General features: G+C 62.4%; 12 protein-coding genes. All 12 read right to left on the reverse strand.

Translation table 11 applies throughout. The annotated features are described in order from the left end of the window. Positions 1-132: 132 nt before the first annotated feature. Positions 133-1608: an efflux transporter outer membrane subunit gene (locus BLT00_RS06685; protein ID WP_092143651.1), complete on the reverse strand. Its 1476-nt coding sequence runs from the start codon at positions 1606-1608 to the stop codon at positions 133-135. After that, positions 1605-4709, reverse strand: coding sequence for an efflux RND transporter permease subunit (locus BLT00_RS06690; RefSeq protein WP_092143654.1), 3105 nt, complete (start codon positions 4707-4709; stop codon positions 1605-1607). Before BLT00_RS06690 ends, BLT00_RS06685 begins: the two co-directional genes overlap by 4 nt. 160 nt (positions 4710-4869) lie before the next feature. Next, positions 4870-7965 carry an MdtB/MuxB family multidrug efflux RND transporter permease subunit gene (locus tag BLT00_RS06695; protein WP_092143657.1) on the reverse strand — a complete coding sequence of 1032 codons (3096 nt, stop codon included), beginning with the start codon at positions 7963-7965 and terminating at the stop codon, positions 4870-4872. Continuing rightward, positions 7962-9278 carry an MdtA/MuxA family multidrug efflux RND transporter periplasmic adaptor subunit gene (locus tag BLT00_RS06700; RefSeq protein ID WP_092143660.1) on the reverse strand — a complete coding sequence of 439 codons (1317 nt, stop codon included), beginning with the start codon at positions 9276-9278 and terminating at the stop codon, positions 7962-7964. The genes BLT00_RS06695 and BLT00_RS06700 overlap by 4 nt, the downstream gene beginning before the upstream one ends. Before the next feature lie 177 nt (positions 9279-9455). Beyond that, positions 9456-9956 carry a thiol peroxidase gene (tpx, locus tag BLT00_RS06705; protein WP_063321348.1) on the reverse strand — a complete coding sequence of 167 codons (501 nt, stop codon included), beginning with the start codon at positions 9954-9956 and terminating at the stop codon, positions 9456-9458. Positions 9957-10083: 127 nt separating this feature from the next. Next, positions 10084-10755 carry a DUF3313 domain-containing protein gene (locus BLT00_RS06710; RefSeq protein WP_092143663.1) on the reverse strand — a complete coding sequence of 224 codons (672 nt, stop codon included), beginning with the start codon at positions 10753-10755 and terminating at the stop codon, positions 10084-10086. 92 nt (positions 10756-10847) lie between these two features. Beyond that, a complete protein-coding gene (locus BLT00_RS06715) occupies positions 10848-11342 on the reverse strand; it encodes a hypothetical protein (protein ID WP_063321350.1) in 495 nt (164 codons plus the stop codon). A 99-nt stretch (positions 11343-11441) separates the two neighbouring features. Next, on the reverse strand, positions 11442-11939 hold the full coding sequence (locus BLT00_RS06720; protein ID WP_063321351.1) for a GNAT family N-acetyltransferase: 498 nt from the start codon (positions 11937-11939) through the stop codon (positions 11442-11444). A 143-nt stretch (positions 11940-12082) separates the two neighbouring features. After that, entirely contained in the window at positions 12083-13063 is a 981-nt protein-coding gene (locus BLT00_RS06725) for a LysR family transcriptional regulator (RefSeq protein WP_092143666.1), read from the reverse strand. Positions 13064-13263: 200 nt separating this feature from the next. Continuing rightward, the gene (locus BLT00_RS06730; RefSeq protein ID WP_092143669.1) at positions 13264-14208 is read right to left on the reverse strand and encodes a peptidylprolyl isomerase; all 945 of its coding nucleotides are present in this window, start codon (positions 14206-14208) and stop codon (positions 13264-13266) included. Then, a complete protein-coding gene (locus tag BLT00_RS06735) occupies positions 14205-14684 on the reverse strand; it encodes a YbjN domain-containing protein (RefSeq protein WP_063321354.1) in 480 nt (159 codons plus the stop codon). Before BLT00_RS06735 ends, BLT00_RS06730 begins: the two co-directional genes overlap by 4 nt. 22 nt (positions 14685-14706) lie before the next feature. Continuing rightward, a complete protein-coding gene (locus BLT00_RS06740) occupies positions 14707-15354 on the reverse strand; it encodes a DNA repair protein (protein ID WP_092143672.1) in 648 nt (215 codons plus the stop codon). Between the last annotated feature and the right edge of the window lie 8 nt (positions 15355-15362).

A 15362-nucleotide genomic window follows, 5' to 3' on the forward strand; every position in this document is an offset into this window, starting at 1 on the left:
CCCGGCGACGCGGTGGATCAGGTTGATTGAGTGAGCTTGAGAGGGGCTGCTGCGCAGCCCAGCGGGAGCAAGCTCCCTCGCCACAAATGCATCTCGGCTCTTAATACCGTGCAGCATTATCGGCTCGACGGCTTACTCATCCGTCTTTAGCTGCCCATCCCAACCACCCCCCAACGCCGCAATCAACTGCACGCTGGCGATCAGGCGGCTCTGTTGCAGGCTCAGCACGCTGCGCTCGTTGCTCAGGGCGGTAGCCTGGACGGTCACCACATCGAGGTAGGCAATCAACCCGGCCTTGTACTGGTTCTGCGTCAAGCGCAGGGATTCGCGGGCGGCGTCGAGGGCTTCCTGGCGCACGCGGGCTTCGTCTTCCAGCACTTTGAGCTGGATCATGTAATTTTCCACCTCGCGCAAGCCGTCGAGCACGGTCTGGCGATAGGTGGCGACGGTCTGATCGTAGGCCGCGACAGTACGGTCGACCTCTGCCGAACGCTGGCCGCCATCGAACAGCGTCATCGCCAGTTGTGGCCCTACCGACCAGAACCGGTTCGGCACGCTCACCCAGTTGTCGTAGGTACTGCTGCTGTAGCCGCCACTGAGGCTCAGGGTCAGGTCCGGGTAATACGCGGCCTTGGCGACCCCGATGTTGGCGTTGGCGGCCATCACCGAACGTTCCGCCGAGGCGATATCCGGCCGGCGTTCGAGCAGTTGCGACGGCAGCGCCACCGGGATCTGCGGCAGCGACGGGATGTCCTGGGTCTCGGCCAGGTTGAACTCGGCCGGCGGCAGGCCGACCAGTACGGCAATGGCGTTTTCAAACTGGGCCCGTTGCCAGATCAGGTCGATCAGGTCGCCCTGGGTGGTCTTGAGCTGGTTTTGCGCCTGAGCCACCGCGTCCTTGCCGGACACCCCGGCGCGGTACTGGTTTTCGGTCATTTTCAGGGAGCGCTGGTAGTTGTCGACGGTGGTCTGCAACAGGCGCTTCTGTTCATCGATCACCCGCAACTGCAGGTAGTTCTGCACCAGTTCCGATTGCTGGCTCAGGCGCATCGCCGCCAGGTCGGCAAAACTGGCTTGGGCGCTTGCCTCGTCGGCTTCCAGGGTGCGGCGCAACTTGCCCCATACGTCCGCCTCCCAGCTGACACCGGCCTGGGCGCTATAGGTGTCGCGAATGCCGCTGGACGAACTGCTCAGGCTCGAACTGCTGCTACCCGTGCCCTGACTGGAGCGGGTCTTGCCGACGGTCAGGTCCACGGTGGGAAAAAATGCGCCACGGGCGTTGCGCACCAGCGCCCGGGCCTGTCGGTATTGGGCGTCGGCCTGGGCCACCGTCTGGTTGGACGCATTGAGCTGGTCCACCAGACCATTGAGTTGCACATCGCCGTACAGCTCCCACCAGGCGCCCCTGGCCATCGCATCGCTGGGGTTGGCCTGGCGCCAGCCTTGGGCCTCCTTGTATTGCACCGGCTCGGCAGCCTGGGGACGTTGATAATCCGGGCCGACGGCGCAGGCACTGAGCATCGCCACGCACAGCACCAGGCTCAGCACCCGCGAACCACGGGCGGTGGCCAGCGTTGCGGCAAGATTGAAAGGCGAACGGTCGGTCATAGCGGAGTTTCCAGGGCAGCATCAGTGCGCACACCGCGCCAGCGATTGAAGCGATGGCGCAGCTTGTCGAGATAAAGGTAAACCACCGGTGTGGTGTAGAGCGTCAGAACCTGGCTGAACACCAACCCACCGATGATGGTCAGGCCCAATGGCTGGCGCATTTCCGAGCCTTCGGCGGCGCCGAGCAACAGCGGCAAGGCACCAAGGATCGCCGCCAGCGTGGTCATCAGGATCGGCCGCAACCGCAGCAGGCAAGCGCTGCGGATCGACTCCAGTGGCGTCTGCCCGGCACGTTCGAGTTGCAGCGCCAGATCGATCATCAGGATGGCGTTTTTCTTCACCACGCCGATCAGCAGGAACAGCCCCAACAGCGAGATCAGGCTGAACTCGCCACCCAGCGCGTAGATCGACAGCAACGCGCCGACCCCGGCCGATGGCAACGTAGACAGGATGGTCAACGGATGGATGTAGCTTTCATAGAGCACACCCAACACCAGGTACACCGCCAGCAACGCCCCGAGGATCATGAACGGTTGGCTTTTCTGGGTGGCGGCGAACGCATCGGCGGTGCCGGCCATTTTCACGATGACATCCTCGGGCAACCCGAGCTTGGCAAGTGCCCGTTCGATGGCCGCGGTGCCCTGCTCCACCGTGACACCTTCGGCCATGTCGAAGGAAATGCCCTCGGACGCGAACTGACCCTCATGGCTGACCCGGTCGTCCTCCAGGCTGTTCTCGTAGTGGGCAATGGCCGACAGCGGTACGCGCGCGCCATCGGCGGTGATCACCTGGACCTGCTCGAGGGTACTCGGGTCCTGGGCATACTTGGGATTGACCTCCATCACCACCTGGTACTGGTTGAGGCTGTCGTAGATGGTCGAGATCTGCCGCTGGCTGTAGGCGTTGTTGAGCACCGCGGTGACCATGTCCATGTCGATGCCCAGGCGCTTGGCCTGGTCGCGGTCCACCACCAGCGTCACCTGCTGCGCCCCGCCGCCGTCACGAGCGTCGATGGCGGTCAGCTCCGGCAAGGCCCTGAAGGCCGCCACGACCTTGGGGTACCACGCGCGCAGCGACGCCAGGTCGGCGCTTTGCAGGATGTAGGAATACTGCGAGGTGGTCTGCTCGCGACCGCCACCGAACTGCAGGTCCTGGTCGGCCATCAACATCAACTGAGCGCCGGGGACATTGGGCATTTCTTTACGAAGGCGCTCGATGACTTTCTGTGCAGAAATATTACGCTCCTTGATCGGCTTGAGGCGCACCAGCATGAAGGCGTTGTTGGTACCGTTGTTGCCACCGATGAAACCGGCGACGCTTTGCACCGCCTCGTCCTTGAGTACGGCGCGGCGGAAGATTTCCATCTTCGGCTGCATCACGTTGAACGACAGCCCGTCATCGCCACGCACGAAACCGATCAACTGGCCAGTGTCCTGCTGCGGCATGAAGGTTTTCGGCACCACCACATACAACGCGACGTTCACGCCGATGGTCACCAACAGGCTCAGCAAGGTCAGACGCCGATGGCGCAGCACCCAGTCCAGGCTGGTGGCATAACCACGGACCATCCGCTCATTGAGCCGCAGGCTCCAGCGCTGGAAGCGATTCTCCTGCCCCGGCACGTGAGGCTTGAGCCAGCGGGCGCAGAGCATCGGTGTGAGGGTCAGCGAGACCACCAGCGAGACTACGATGGACGCCGCCAGGGTAATGGAAAATTCGCGAAACAGGCTCTCGATGATCCCGCCCATGAACAGGATCGACAGGAACACCGCCACCAGCGAGACGTTCATCGACAGCAAGGTGAAACCCACCTCTTCGGCCCCCCTATACGCCGCCGTCATTGGGGGAACACCTTCGTCGATATGCCGGGAAATGTTCTCCAGCACCACGATGGCATCGTCCACCACCAACCCGGTCGCGAGGATCAACGCCATCAAGGACAGGTTGTTCAGGGAGAAACCGTACAGGTACATCACCGCAAACGTGCCCACCAACGACACCGGAACCGCCAGCGTCGGGATCAACGAGGCGCGGAAGTTGCCGAGGAACAGGAACACCACCAGCACCACCAGGGCCACGGCGATCAGCAAGGTCATTTCCGCTTCATGCAGGGTGGCCTTGATCACCGGCGAGCGGTCCATCGCTAGGTTCAGCTTGACGCTGGCCGGCAGCACGGCCTGTAACGCCGGCAGTTGCGCCTTGATTTCGTTGACCGTCTCGATGATGTTGGCCCCGGCCTGGCGGTTGATCACCAGCAACACGGCGGCATCGTTGTTGAAGAAACCGCTGTTGTAGCGATCCTCGACGCCGTCGGTGACTTTCGCCACGTCCTTGAGTCGCAGTACCGAGCCATCCTGATAACGGATGATCAGCGTTTCGTAGTCCTTGGCCTTCTCCAGTTGATCGTTGGCCTGGACCTGCCACATGCGCCGATCGTCCTCCACCGAGCCCTTGGGTCGGCGCACATTGCTATCGGCAACGGCGGTGCGCACATCATCGAGGGCCACGCCGTACTGGTTGAGCAGATGCGGTTCCAGTTCGATGCGCACCGCCGGCAACGAGCTGCCGCCGATCTGTACCTCGCCGACGCCCGATACCTGGGACAGGCTCTGGGACAGGATGGTCGAAGCCAGGTCGTAGAGCTGGCCTTTTTTCAACACATCCGAGGTCAGCGACAGCACCATGATCGGCGCCTGGGACGGGTTGACCTTCTTATAGGTCGGCATACTGCGCATGCCACTGGGCAACAGGTTGCGCGACGCATTGATGGCCGCCTGCACTTCCCGGGCGGCACCGTTGATGTCACGGTCTAGGTCGAATTGCAGAATGACCCGGGTAGAACCCTGGCTGGAACGGCTGCTCATGGTGTTGACCCCGGCGATGGCGCCGAAGGAACGCTCCAGGGGCGTAGCCACCGTCGAAGCCATCACCTCGGGGCTGGCCCCTGGCAAGTTGGCCTGGACCACGATCACCGGGAAGTCCATCTGTGGCAGCGGTGAAACCGGCAGCAGGCCGAAGCACACGCCGCCGAGCAATGTGATGGCGAAGCTCAGAAGCATGGTCGCGACGGGGCGGCGGATGAAGGGGCCAGAGAGATTCATGGGTGAGCGCTCCAGCCATCAGGCGTCATGCAGCACACACTTTTGTGGCGAGGGAGCTTGCTCCCGCTTGAGTGCGCAGCACTCACAAAAAGGTCTGCTGCGCAGCCCAGCGGGAGCAAGCTCCCTCGCCACAGGGTGTGCGTCCGGCCCACGCTAAGCGTCATGCCCGCACCTCTTTCCCTTCTGGCTTGGCGAAGCGGCGTCCGAGGCGATCGAAATACAGGTAGATCACTGGCGTGGTGAACAACGTCAATACCTGGCTCACCAACAACCCGCCCACCATCACCAAGCCCAGGGGCTGGCGCAGTTCAGCGCCGGAACCGGTGGCGAACATCAGAGGTATTGCGCCGAACAAGGCCGCCAGGGTGGTCATCAGGATCGGGCGGAAGCGCAGTAATGCAGCCTGATAGATCGCCGTCTGCGGGTCGACGCCCTGGTTGCGTTCGGCATCGAGGGCGAAGTCGATCATCATGATCGCGTTTTTCTTGACGATGCCGATCAGCAGGATGATGCCAATGATCGCGATCATGCCCAGGTCATTGCCGCTGAGGATCAAGGCCAGCAAGGCGCCGATGGCCGCCGAGGGCAAGGTGGAAAGGATGGTGATCGGGTGGATGTAGCTTTCGTACAACACGCCCAGCACTATATACATGGTCACCACCGCTGCCAGGATCAGCAGCAAGGTACTCGACAGCGACGCCTGAAATGCTTGGGCTGCGCCCTGGAACTCGGTCTGCACGCCCACCGGCATGCCGATGTCCCGCTGGACCCTTTCGATCACGTCCACCGCATGCCCCAGGGCCACGCCCGGCGCAAGGTTGAACGACATCATCACCGCCGGAAACTGGCCAATGTGGGCAATCGCCAGTTGCGCCTGGCGTTCTTCGACCCGAGCCAGGCTCGACAGCCGTACCTGCCCACCGTCGGTGGTCTTGACGTGAATCTGGTCCAGCGCCTGGGGCCCGATCCGTTCCCCGGCCTGGGCCTGCAACACCACCCGGTACTGGCTGGCCTGGGTGTAGATGGTGGAAATCTGCCGCTGGCCGAAGGCGTCATAGAGCGCATCGGTGATGTTCGACACGGAGACGCCCAGGCGTGAGGCGGCGTCGCGGTCGATCACCAGGTAGACCTGCAAACCCTTGTCCTGCAGGTCGCTGGCCACATCGGTCAGCTCCGCCTGTTGGGCCAGGGCTTCGACCAGGCGCCCGCTCCAGAGGCTGAGCAATTCGGCGTCCGGCGACGATAAGCTGAATTGGTACTGGGTCCGGCTGACCCGGTCTTCGATGGTCAGGTCCTGCACTGGCTGCATGAACAGGCGAATGCCCACCAGCCGATCCAATTGCGACTGCAAGCGGGCAATGATCTCGGTGGCACTGTCATCCCGTTCACTGTGGGGCTTGAGGTTGATCAGCAGGCGACCGCTGTTGAGCGTGGCGTTGTCGCCGTCCACGCCGATGTAGGATGACAGACTCTCCACCGCCGGGTCCGCCAGGATCACTTTCGCCAGTTGCTGCTGCCGCTCGCTCATGGCGGCAAAGGAGATCGATTGCGGTGCCTCGGAAATGCCCTGGATCACCCCGGTGTCCTGCACCGGAAAGAACCCCTTGGGCACGGCCAGGTACAGCACCACCGTCAGTACCAGGCTACCCACCGCCACCAGCAGGGTCAGCGGCTGATGCCTGAGCACCCACTGCAATTTACGCCCATAGGCGGCGATCAGCCAGTCGATCCAGGCGCCGCTGGCGCGGTAGAAACGGCCCTGCTCTGCTTCCTCGGGCTCACGCTTGAGCAAGCGGGCACACATCATCGGCGTCAGGGTCAGGGAGACCACCAGGGAAATCAGGATCGCCACCGCCAGGGTGATGGCGAACTCGCGAAACAAGCGTCCGACCACGTCGGCCATGAACAGCAGCGGGATCAACACGGCGATCAGCGACAGCGTCAGGGAAATCAGCGTGAAGCCGATCTGCTTCGCGCCCTTGAGCGCGGCCTGCAGCGGGCTGTCGCCCTCCTCGATGAAACGAGCAATGTTCTCCAGCATGACGATTGCATCGTCCACCACAAAACCGGTGGCGATGGTCAGGGCCATCAAGGTCAGGTTATTGACGGAAAAACCGGCCAGGTACATCACACCGAAGGTGCCGATCAGCGACAACGGCACGGCCACCGACGGAATGATCGTGGCGCTGACGCGACGCAGGAACAGGAAGGTCACCATGACCACCAGGGCGATGGCGATCAGTAATTCATGCTGCACGTCGGTGACCGAAGCTCGGATGGTCTGGGTGCGGTCGGTCAGCACGGTGACATCCAGGCCGGCCGGCAAGTTGTCGGTGATGCTCGGCAGCAGGGCCTTGATCCGGTCCACCACTTCGATGACGTTGGCCCCCGGCTGGCGCTGGATGTTCAGCAGCACCGCCTGGTTTTCGTTGGCCCAGGCGGCAAGGCGTTCGTTTTCGGCGCCGTCGACGATCTGCGCCACGTCCTTGAGCCGCAACGGCGCGCCGTTGGCGTAGGCCAGGATCAGTTCGGCGTAGTCCTTGGGCGAGGTCAACTGGTCGTTGGCGTCGAGCATCGAGACCCGGGTCGGGCCGTCGAAATTGCCCTTGGGCTGGTTGACGTTGGAGGCACCGATCAGCGTGCGCACATCCGCCAGGTTCAAGCCATTGGCCGCCAGGGCCTCGGGGTTGACCTTGATCCGCACGGCCTGGCGCTGGCCGCCGGCGATGGTGACCATGCCCACGCCATTGATCTGGGCGATTTTCTGCGCCATGCGGGTGTCCACCAAGTCGTTGAGCTTGGGCAGCAGCATGGTCTTGGAGGTGATCGCCAGGGTCAGCACCGGGGTGTCGGCCGGGTTGACCTTGTTGTACACCGGCGGTGCCGGCAGGTCCTTGGGCAGCAGGTTGGTGGCCGCGTTGATCGCCGCCTGCACCTGCTGCTCGGCGACGTCCATGTTGATGTCGAGGTTGAAGCGCAGGGTAATCACCGAGGCACCACCGGAACTGGTGGAGGCCATCTGCGTCAGGCCCGGCATCTGCCCGAACTGGCGTTCCAGGGGCGCGGTCACCGCGCTGGTCATCACATCGGGACTGGCGCCCGGGTAAAGGGTCATCACGCGGATGGTCGGGTAATCGACCTGGGGCAAGGCCGACACCGGCAGCAGCCGATAGGCGATCAGGCCGGCCAGGATGATCGCCAGCATGCTCAGGGTGGTGGCGACCGGGCGAAGGATGAACAGCCGCGAGAGATTCATGCGCCGCCCTTTTTCGCCTTGTCGGCCGCAACCGGCTCAGCGGGCACCGCTGCGGACTTGCCCTGCAGGTGCTCGGTCGGCGTGGTGGGCACTTCCTGGCTGTCGCTGACCACTTCCACTTCACTGCCTTCCTTCAAGCGATCGGTGCCTTCGAGCACCACCCGGTCACCGGCGGCCAGGCCTTCGGTGACCACGGTATTCGCTCCGTCGCTGGCACCGATCTTCAGCTTTTTGATGGTGACCTTCTTGTCGCCATCCAGGGCATAGACGAAGGTGCCATTGGTCCCGAACTGGATGGCCGCCGTCGGCGCCAGGGTCACGCCTTTGAGGGTGTCGGCCAGCAGGCGGACATTGACGAACTGATTGGGAAACAGCGACTGGTCGTGGTTCTCGTAGCGGGCCTTGAATTTCAAGGTGCCAGTGGTGACATCGATCTGGTTGTCCAGGCTTTGCAGCACGCCGCTGGCCTGCAGCTTCACATCGCCCCGGTCCCAAGCCTCGACGGGCAGTTTCGCCCCGCTGCGATAACGGGCCAGCACCGTGTCGAGGTTGTTTTCCGGCAAGGTGAACACGACGCTGATGGGTTGGGTCTGGGTGATGACTGCCAGGGCCGTGGTGTCGTTGGCCGCCACCAGGTTGCCGATATCCAGTTGCCGCAAACCGACCCGCCCGGAGATGGGCGCACGGATCTTGGTGAATTCGAGGTTGAGCTTGGCGTCGTTGACCGCCGCCTGGTTGGTCTTGACCGTGCCCTGGTACTGGCCCACCAGCGCCGCGGCGGTGTCGAGGGTTTGCTTGGCAATGCTGTCTTCGGCGTACAGGCCGCGATAGCGCTCAAAGTCTACCTGGGCATTTTTCAGCTGGGCCTGGTTCTGCAACAACGTGCCTTCGGCCTGGAGCAAGGCGTTCTGGTACGGACGCGGGTCGATCTCGGCCAACAAGTCCCCGGCCTTGACCATCTGCCCCTCTTCGAAGGCGATCTTGACCAGTTCGCCCCCCACGCGGCTGCGCACGTTGATGGTATTGAGCGCGGTGACCGTGCCCAGCGCCTTGAAGTACAGAGGGAAATCCCCGGTCACCGCCGGCGCCACCCGTACCGGAATCGGCCCCGTCGCCCCACCGAACCCTGGCCGCATGCCACCCGAGCGCCCCATGTGCCCCGCCGCGGCCTTATCCCCTGCCCCAGGCTTCTGCGCCGAGCCACTGGGCCAGAACTTCCAGGTCAGCGCCGCGACGACCAATACGATGAACAGGCCGAACAGCCAGCGACGGGAATTGCGGGAAACAGAGGATTGCATGGAGTGATCAACCATTGGACGCGTGGACTTCTTTTACGGGAGGCTGAACGATAAGCACTGGCGGGTGTTTAGCAAAGCGCCTTTACCGGCAATTTACGTTGGGCTTACCTTTCGAATAGTCAGCTAAGACGTTGAAGCACAAAAGAAAACGGCCTGGACAGGGCCAGGCCGTTAACAATTGTAATAAATACTTTATTTCAGAACGGCCAGCGCAGCGTCGTAGTTCGGCTCTTCACCGATTTCCTTGACCAGCTCGCTGTGCAGCACGGTGTCGTTTTCGTCCAGCACCACCACGGCACGGGCGGTCAGGCCTTTCAGTGGGCCATCGGCGATCGCCACGCCGTAGTCCTGGATGAACTCGGTACCGCGCAGGGTCGACAGGTTCTGGACATTTTCCAGGCCTTCGGCGCCGCAGAAACGCGCCTGGGCGAACGGCAGATCGGCGGAGATGCAGAGCACCACAGTGTTGGTCAGGCCGTTGGCCTGGGCATTGAACTTGCGCACGGAGGTGGCGCAGGTCGGCGTGTCGACACTTGGGAAAATGTTCAGCACTTTACGCTTGCCGGCGAAGTCCTTCAGGGAAACGTCCGACAGATTGCCGGCAACCAGGGAAAAGGCTGGCGCCTTGCTACCGGCTTGTGGCAACTGGCCGTTGACTTGGACCGGGTTGCCTTTGAGGGTGACTTGAGCCATGAACGGATTCCTTCTGACAGGTTTGAAAAAGGTGAAGGCCGGAGTTAACCACGAAATGCTTGCGCGACCTATGGTTGGACATAAAAAGTCGTGGTTTGGACGCCGGCGCGTGAGGTTGCGGCGGTGGCTATTTAGCCTTGAATTTCAGAAACGACTGATGCAAATCCGACGCCCAGCCATCGATGACCCCTTTGACGTCATCGGGCTTCATCACCTGGGACTCGTTGGACAACGGCTTGCCCGTGCCTTTGCGCACCACCTGGGCGACCACCGCGTTGTTGCCACCGTCGAGAAAAACCGCTTCGGTGCCCAGGGTGGTTTCCTGGTCGCGAATGCCGCTTGCCGTGCTCACAGCGGCCGCCACCAGCGCAATCGGGATCACCTCATACGGTTTCAAGCCTTCGGTCTTGCTGCCGACAGCCGTGATGGCCGCGCGCATCACCAATACACCCGGCCCAGGCGCTGTCGCCAGGGGCAAGGATTTTCCTGCTTCCCGCTTGAGGGCCTGATCGTAATAAGCGGTGATACCCGACAGCGTCGCCTGAGGGATCTTCTCGGTCGGCTGCGGCTTGGGGTAAAGCTGTGTCGGCTCGATATAGAAACTGGTGTACTTGCCTGGGTCGATCTTCGGATCGACCCAACGCATCACCTCGGCCCCCGACGGCGACTTTTCTTCCTTGAGCCGACTGTAATCCCCCAGGAACCCGGAGTACTCATCCGGCTGTGTGACTTTGCTGGAGCAACCCGCCAAGGCGAGCGAGGCAATGCAAACAGTGCCGATCATCGACGAAAACTTCATGCTGTCACTCCTGTAAGCCACACGAGGCGGGGCCGGAACTACAGGTATAGCCAATGGACAGGTTTTTGCCTGCTCTGAAAAGAATGCGTGATTCAGCCACGCTCGCGCGGTATCAGGCTCTGCAACTGTTGTGCGAGGAAGTTGGCATCGAAGGCAAACGTGTCGGGGTCCTTCAACCCGTTGGTCCGGCGCCATTGCCATTGCACCGATGGAGGTTGGCAAACCAGGGAAATACTGCCGTGACGGGTCGCGGCCAGGCCAATGATCGACAATGAAATCAACCCACCTACGCCCATCACCTCCGGTACGAATTCCACCGGCCTACCGGTAATGGTCAAGGTCAGTTTTTCAGTCTTGAAACCGGACGTCTCTACCGGCTCACTCGGCCCGTGCGCCACATACGTCTCACGGCTCAGTTCCAGCAGACCGAGCGCCATGACAGGCGCCAGCCATTGCTCGATTTGCCCATACAACGCCTTGATCTGCTCTGCCCAAACCGTCGACTGGGCCTGGTGCAATTGTTTCTTGTGCGCTTCGCTGTCGGCGTAGTGACGAAGCATCTCGCCCAATTGCTGTACATCGTCCATGGGCCGGTCCTCGATTAAGGGAGTACTGCGAAGAGCGATGATGACAGGTTCAAGACGTTGGCGTACGTAAAAGCCCTCTTTGCCTGCGAGCTGGGCCTTTCAGCGCAACCGTGCCATGGCCAGGGTGTCCACCCAGCGTCCGTCACGCACGGCGTAGTCGCGCATCAGGCCTTCGGTTTCGAAGCCAAACTTGCGGTACAGCCCGATGGCCGCTTCGTTGTCGGCGTACACCGTCAACTCGACCCGCCGCAGGTTCATCCAGTTGTCCGCGACATCCAACGCGGCGGCCAGCAACATCGAGCCCACACCCTTGCCCTGCCAGGCGACCGCCACGCCCATGCCGAGGCTGCCGCAATGGGCACGACGCACGCGGGAAAACTGCTCCAGCCCCAGGTTGCCGATGACTTCACCCTCGTGCAGGGCCACCAGTTTCAATAAACGCTCGTCGTCCATTGCCAGGCGCTTGCGCCAGACTTCGGTGGACTGGAAAGGCATCTGCAGCACCTGGCGAGTCACCGCCGGATCGTTGTAGAGCGCGGTGACACCGGCGATGTGGGTTTCAGTGAAGCGTACGAGGGTGATCGATGATTCGGACATGCGGCTCCTCCCTGGAGACGGTACAAGGCCGATCACTATAAGCCGCACCAGGCACTACGGGGAACCTGTGGGAGCGGTGGTTCAGTTGGACGCCGCTATCGCGAGCAAGCTCGCGCCCACAAGGGCGAGACACCTTTTTTCGATTATGCCTGGAACCAATCCCGGCGCTCATCCAGCGTGTGATGGATCAGCTCACGAAGCATCTGCACCTCTGGCGAGCCTTCGGCCTGGACACTGACGGCCATCCACAAGTGCCGCTGCATCGACAAGCCGAACACTTGCGGCAATGCCACCAGGCCTCGGTCGAAACGGCTCATGTACTGCGGCAACAGGCCGATGCAGGCGCTGCAGCGAATCATTTCCAGCATCAGTTCGTAGGATTGCACCTGCACCACACCGGCCCGGCGTTGTTCTATCAGGGCGTTCCACGGGGCGAAGCCGTCCACGTGTCGGTCCGCCTGCCATTGCACCAGCATGTAATCGTTCAGGTCGTCCAGGCAGTCCGGGCGCGTGGCCGATCGGGAGTAGCGCTTGGCGATGTGCGGCACATAGTCCAGCCGCGCCAGGCGATCCGCAGGCAACGTGGCGAAGCTCGGTCCCTGCCCCAACGTGTGGGCATCACTCAACCACAGCACCAGGTCGGCGCTGACGGCTTGCAGTGCCAGGTCACTGTCCAGGGTGATGATCTGCAGTCGCACGCGGGCGTTGCGCCGTAGCAACGAGATCAAGTCGCGTCCCAGGATGTCATGCAGAATCGACTCGGCCACGGCGAGGCGAATCATGGGTTGTTCGTTCAACGGTGGCGCGCTTTCGTGGGCCAGAGTAATCAATCGCGCCTGCAACTGCCGGCCTTCGCGAGTGAGGGTCAAGGCGCTGCCCTGGAAGCTGAACAACGAGCGTTGCAGCCGCGTCTCCAACTGCGCCAACTGCTTGCGCAGAAAGGTTGCCTTGACGTTGAGGCTACGGGCCGCTTGCATGAAGCAGCCGCAACGGGCACTGACCAGGAAACACTGCGCCACCTGCGGTTCAATACCGCCGGCCAATGTCAGCCAGGGATCGGGGACACGCAACGGCGTGCGGTATGCGGTGACAGCCTGGCGTCCTGCGGGCTCGGTGAAGGTCATGGGTGACTCCCTGTCGGTTGTACGAAGTGGCGAGGGGATTTATCCCCGTGGGTCGCGAAGCGGCCCCCTTGGCTTGAAATCCATCAGGTCTGACACTGGGATATTGATAGGGGCTGCTACGCAGCCCAACGGGGATAAATCCCCTCGCCACAAAGAAATCCTCTTGCCACAAAGGTGTTCACATCAAACAAAGTACTGGTCTAAAGCCCCTCCTCCAGCACCTTGCTCAACTGCGCGCCATCGATGCTCAATGTGGCCGTGTCGAGCATACCGTCCAGGTAGGCCTTGGCGATCTGTTCCTGGCGCTGGGCACGCAAGGCCTGGGTCAGGCGTTCGCGGACTTCCTCCAAGGTCGCTTCCCGGGCCGGCTGTTGATCGGTGAGCTTGATGACATGGAACCCTGCCGGGCTCTGCACCGGGTCCGATACCGCGCCGACTTTCAAGCGCGCCACCGCCTCACGCACCGGCGGGACCAGTTGCTGCAACGGCTGGTAACCGCTGTCACCGCCGCGTTCGGCACTGGTGCGGTCCTGGGAGAAACGGCTGGCCAGGGCGGCAAACTCGACAGGTGACGCCTGGGCCTTTTTACTCAGTTCCGACGCTTGCCGGCGCACCGCCTCTACGGTTTGCGGCTCGGTGGCTGCCAGGAAAATCTGGCTGACGCGGTACAACGCCGGTGCGGTCCAGTTGGCTTTCCCGGCGTCGTAAGCCTGCTTCAGTTCTTCGTCACTGGGATACCCGGCCGGCACCTGACTGACCGACTGCATGTAGTCGCGAAACACAATCTGCTCAGCCGCCGCTCGCGTCTGCCGCTGCACCTCGGGCCGCTCGCGCCAACCCTGGGCGTCGGCCTGCTCCAACACGGCCTTTTCCGCCAGGCGCGCACGGATCCAGCCTTCCAGTGCAGCACGATTGCCACGCATTTGCTGGCGAACCTCCGGGGCCAGTGCGGCCAGCAAGGTCTTGAGCTCTTCGGGGCTGACCTGCTGGTTGCCCAGTCGGGCCAAGCTCGGCGAGTCGGCCGAAACAACGCTGGCGGTCTGTACCGCGGCGACCGGATCGCTGCCCGGCCGCAGGCCCAGCACCAGCGCCACGGCGATCAGCCCCAGCGCGGCGGCGCTGATGACGAAGGTCGGCTTTTTCACGATGCGACGGCCTCCTCCGATGGCGCTTCGACTGGCTCGGCCGGGGTTTGCAGGTGCGCCGCGTTCTGGCTGTACTCACGCAGGTAGACAATGAACTCCTGCAACAGGCGGTCCCACAGTTCCAGGTGGCTGCGCAGATGATCGGCACTCACGCCCGCCGCAACCACGACGTCCATTTCCATCACCAGGAATTCGCCTTGCAGCGACAACCGGGCAAAGCGGCGCGAGGCGTTCCACAACGCCACCAACCCAACTGGCAACTCGCCCTGTACCCGCAAGGCACAACTGAACGTGAAGTCCAGGTACTGGCCCGCTGTCGGCGCAGGATTACCCAAACGCACCGCGAAGCCGATGCCCTGGCTGGCACTGAGCAGCTGCACGATACCGTTCTGCTCGGTTTCATTGACCCGATAGCCCGCGGCCTGCAACCACTCGGTCAGGGATTTTGCACCAACGTATTCAATCATTGAGGTCATGTTCGCTTCTTCCTTGTTCTGTTCAGTGAGTGATCGAGGCCTGGGGGGCATCGAAACGGTTCTTGTAGAGATCATCGCCAAACCCCTGGGCCAGCTCTTCGAAACGTACCCGGGCCTTGGCCGCGAACGGCTGGCGGATCTTCACGATGTCGGTCACATCAATGGTTTCGTAGGCATGCAGCAGCGCCTTGGCGACTTCGTACATTTGCTGATTCTTGACCGAACATTGCTGCACTTGTGTGTCACGCTCGGTCAATTGCGCCTCCAGGCGAGCGCGCTCGGCCTCTTTGCCGCGAGCCAGGACCAGCAGCTCGTCGTAGGCTTTCTTGAACTTGCCAATTTGCTCGTTGCTGGCCGCCACCTGGGCCTGGGCCTGGCTTTGCAGGTTTTGCTGATGCCCAGCCAGTTGCTCATTCAGGCCCTGGGCCTTGGTCAGTTGTGCGGTCAATTGCTTGATCTGCGCCTGGGCTTCTCTGGCCTGGCTCTCGGCAGCCTGGCGAGCGGCGCTGGCCTGGGCCTGCTCGCTTTGCAGGGCCTGCAACTGGGCGGTGGTGCTGCGCAGTTGTGCCCGCAGCCGCTCTTCCAGGCCTTCGCCATGAGCCACGCCACTGAGCAGCAGGCCCAGCACCAATAACGCGGCCGGGCATGGGTATTTGGCTCGCCTTTTCATGAGGCCTC

It is taken from the genome of Pseudomonas sp. NFACC51 (assembly GCF_900103575.1).
Lineage (GTDB): Bacteria > Pseudomonadota > Gammaproteobacteria > Pseudomonadales > Pseudomonadaceae > Aquipseudomonas > Aquipseudomonas fluorescens_Q.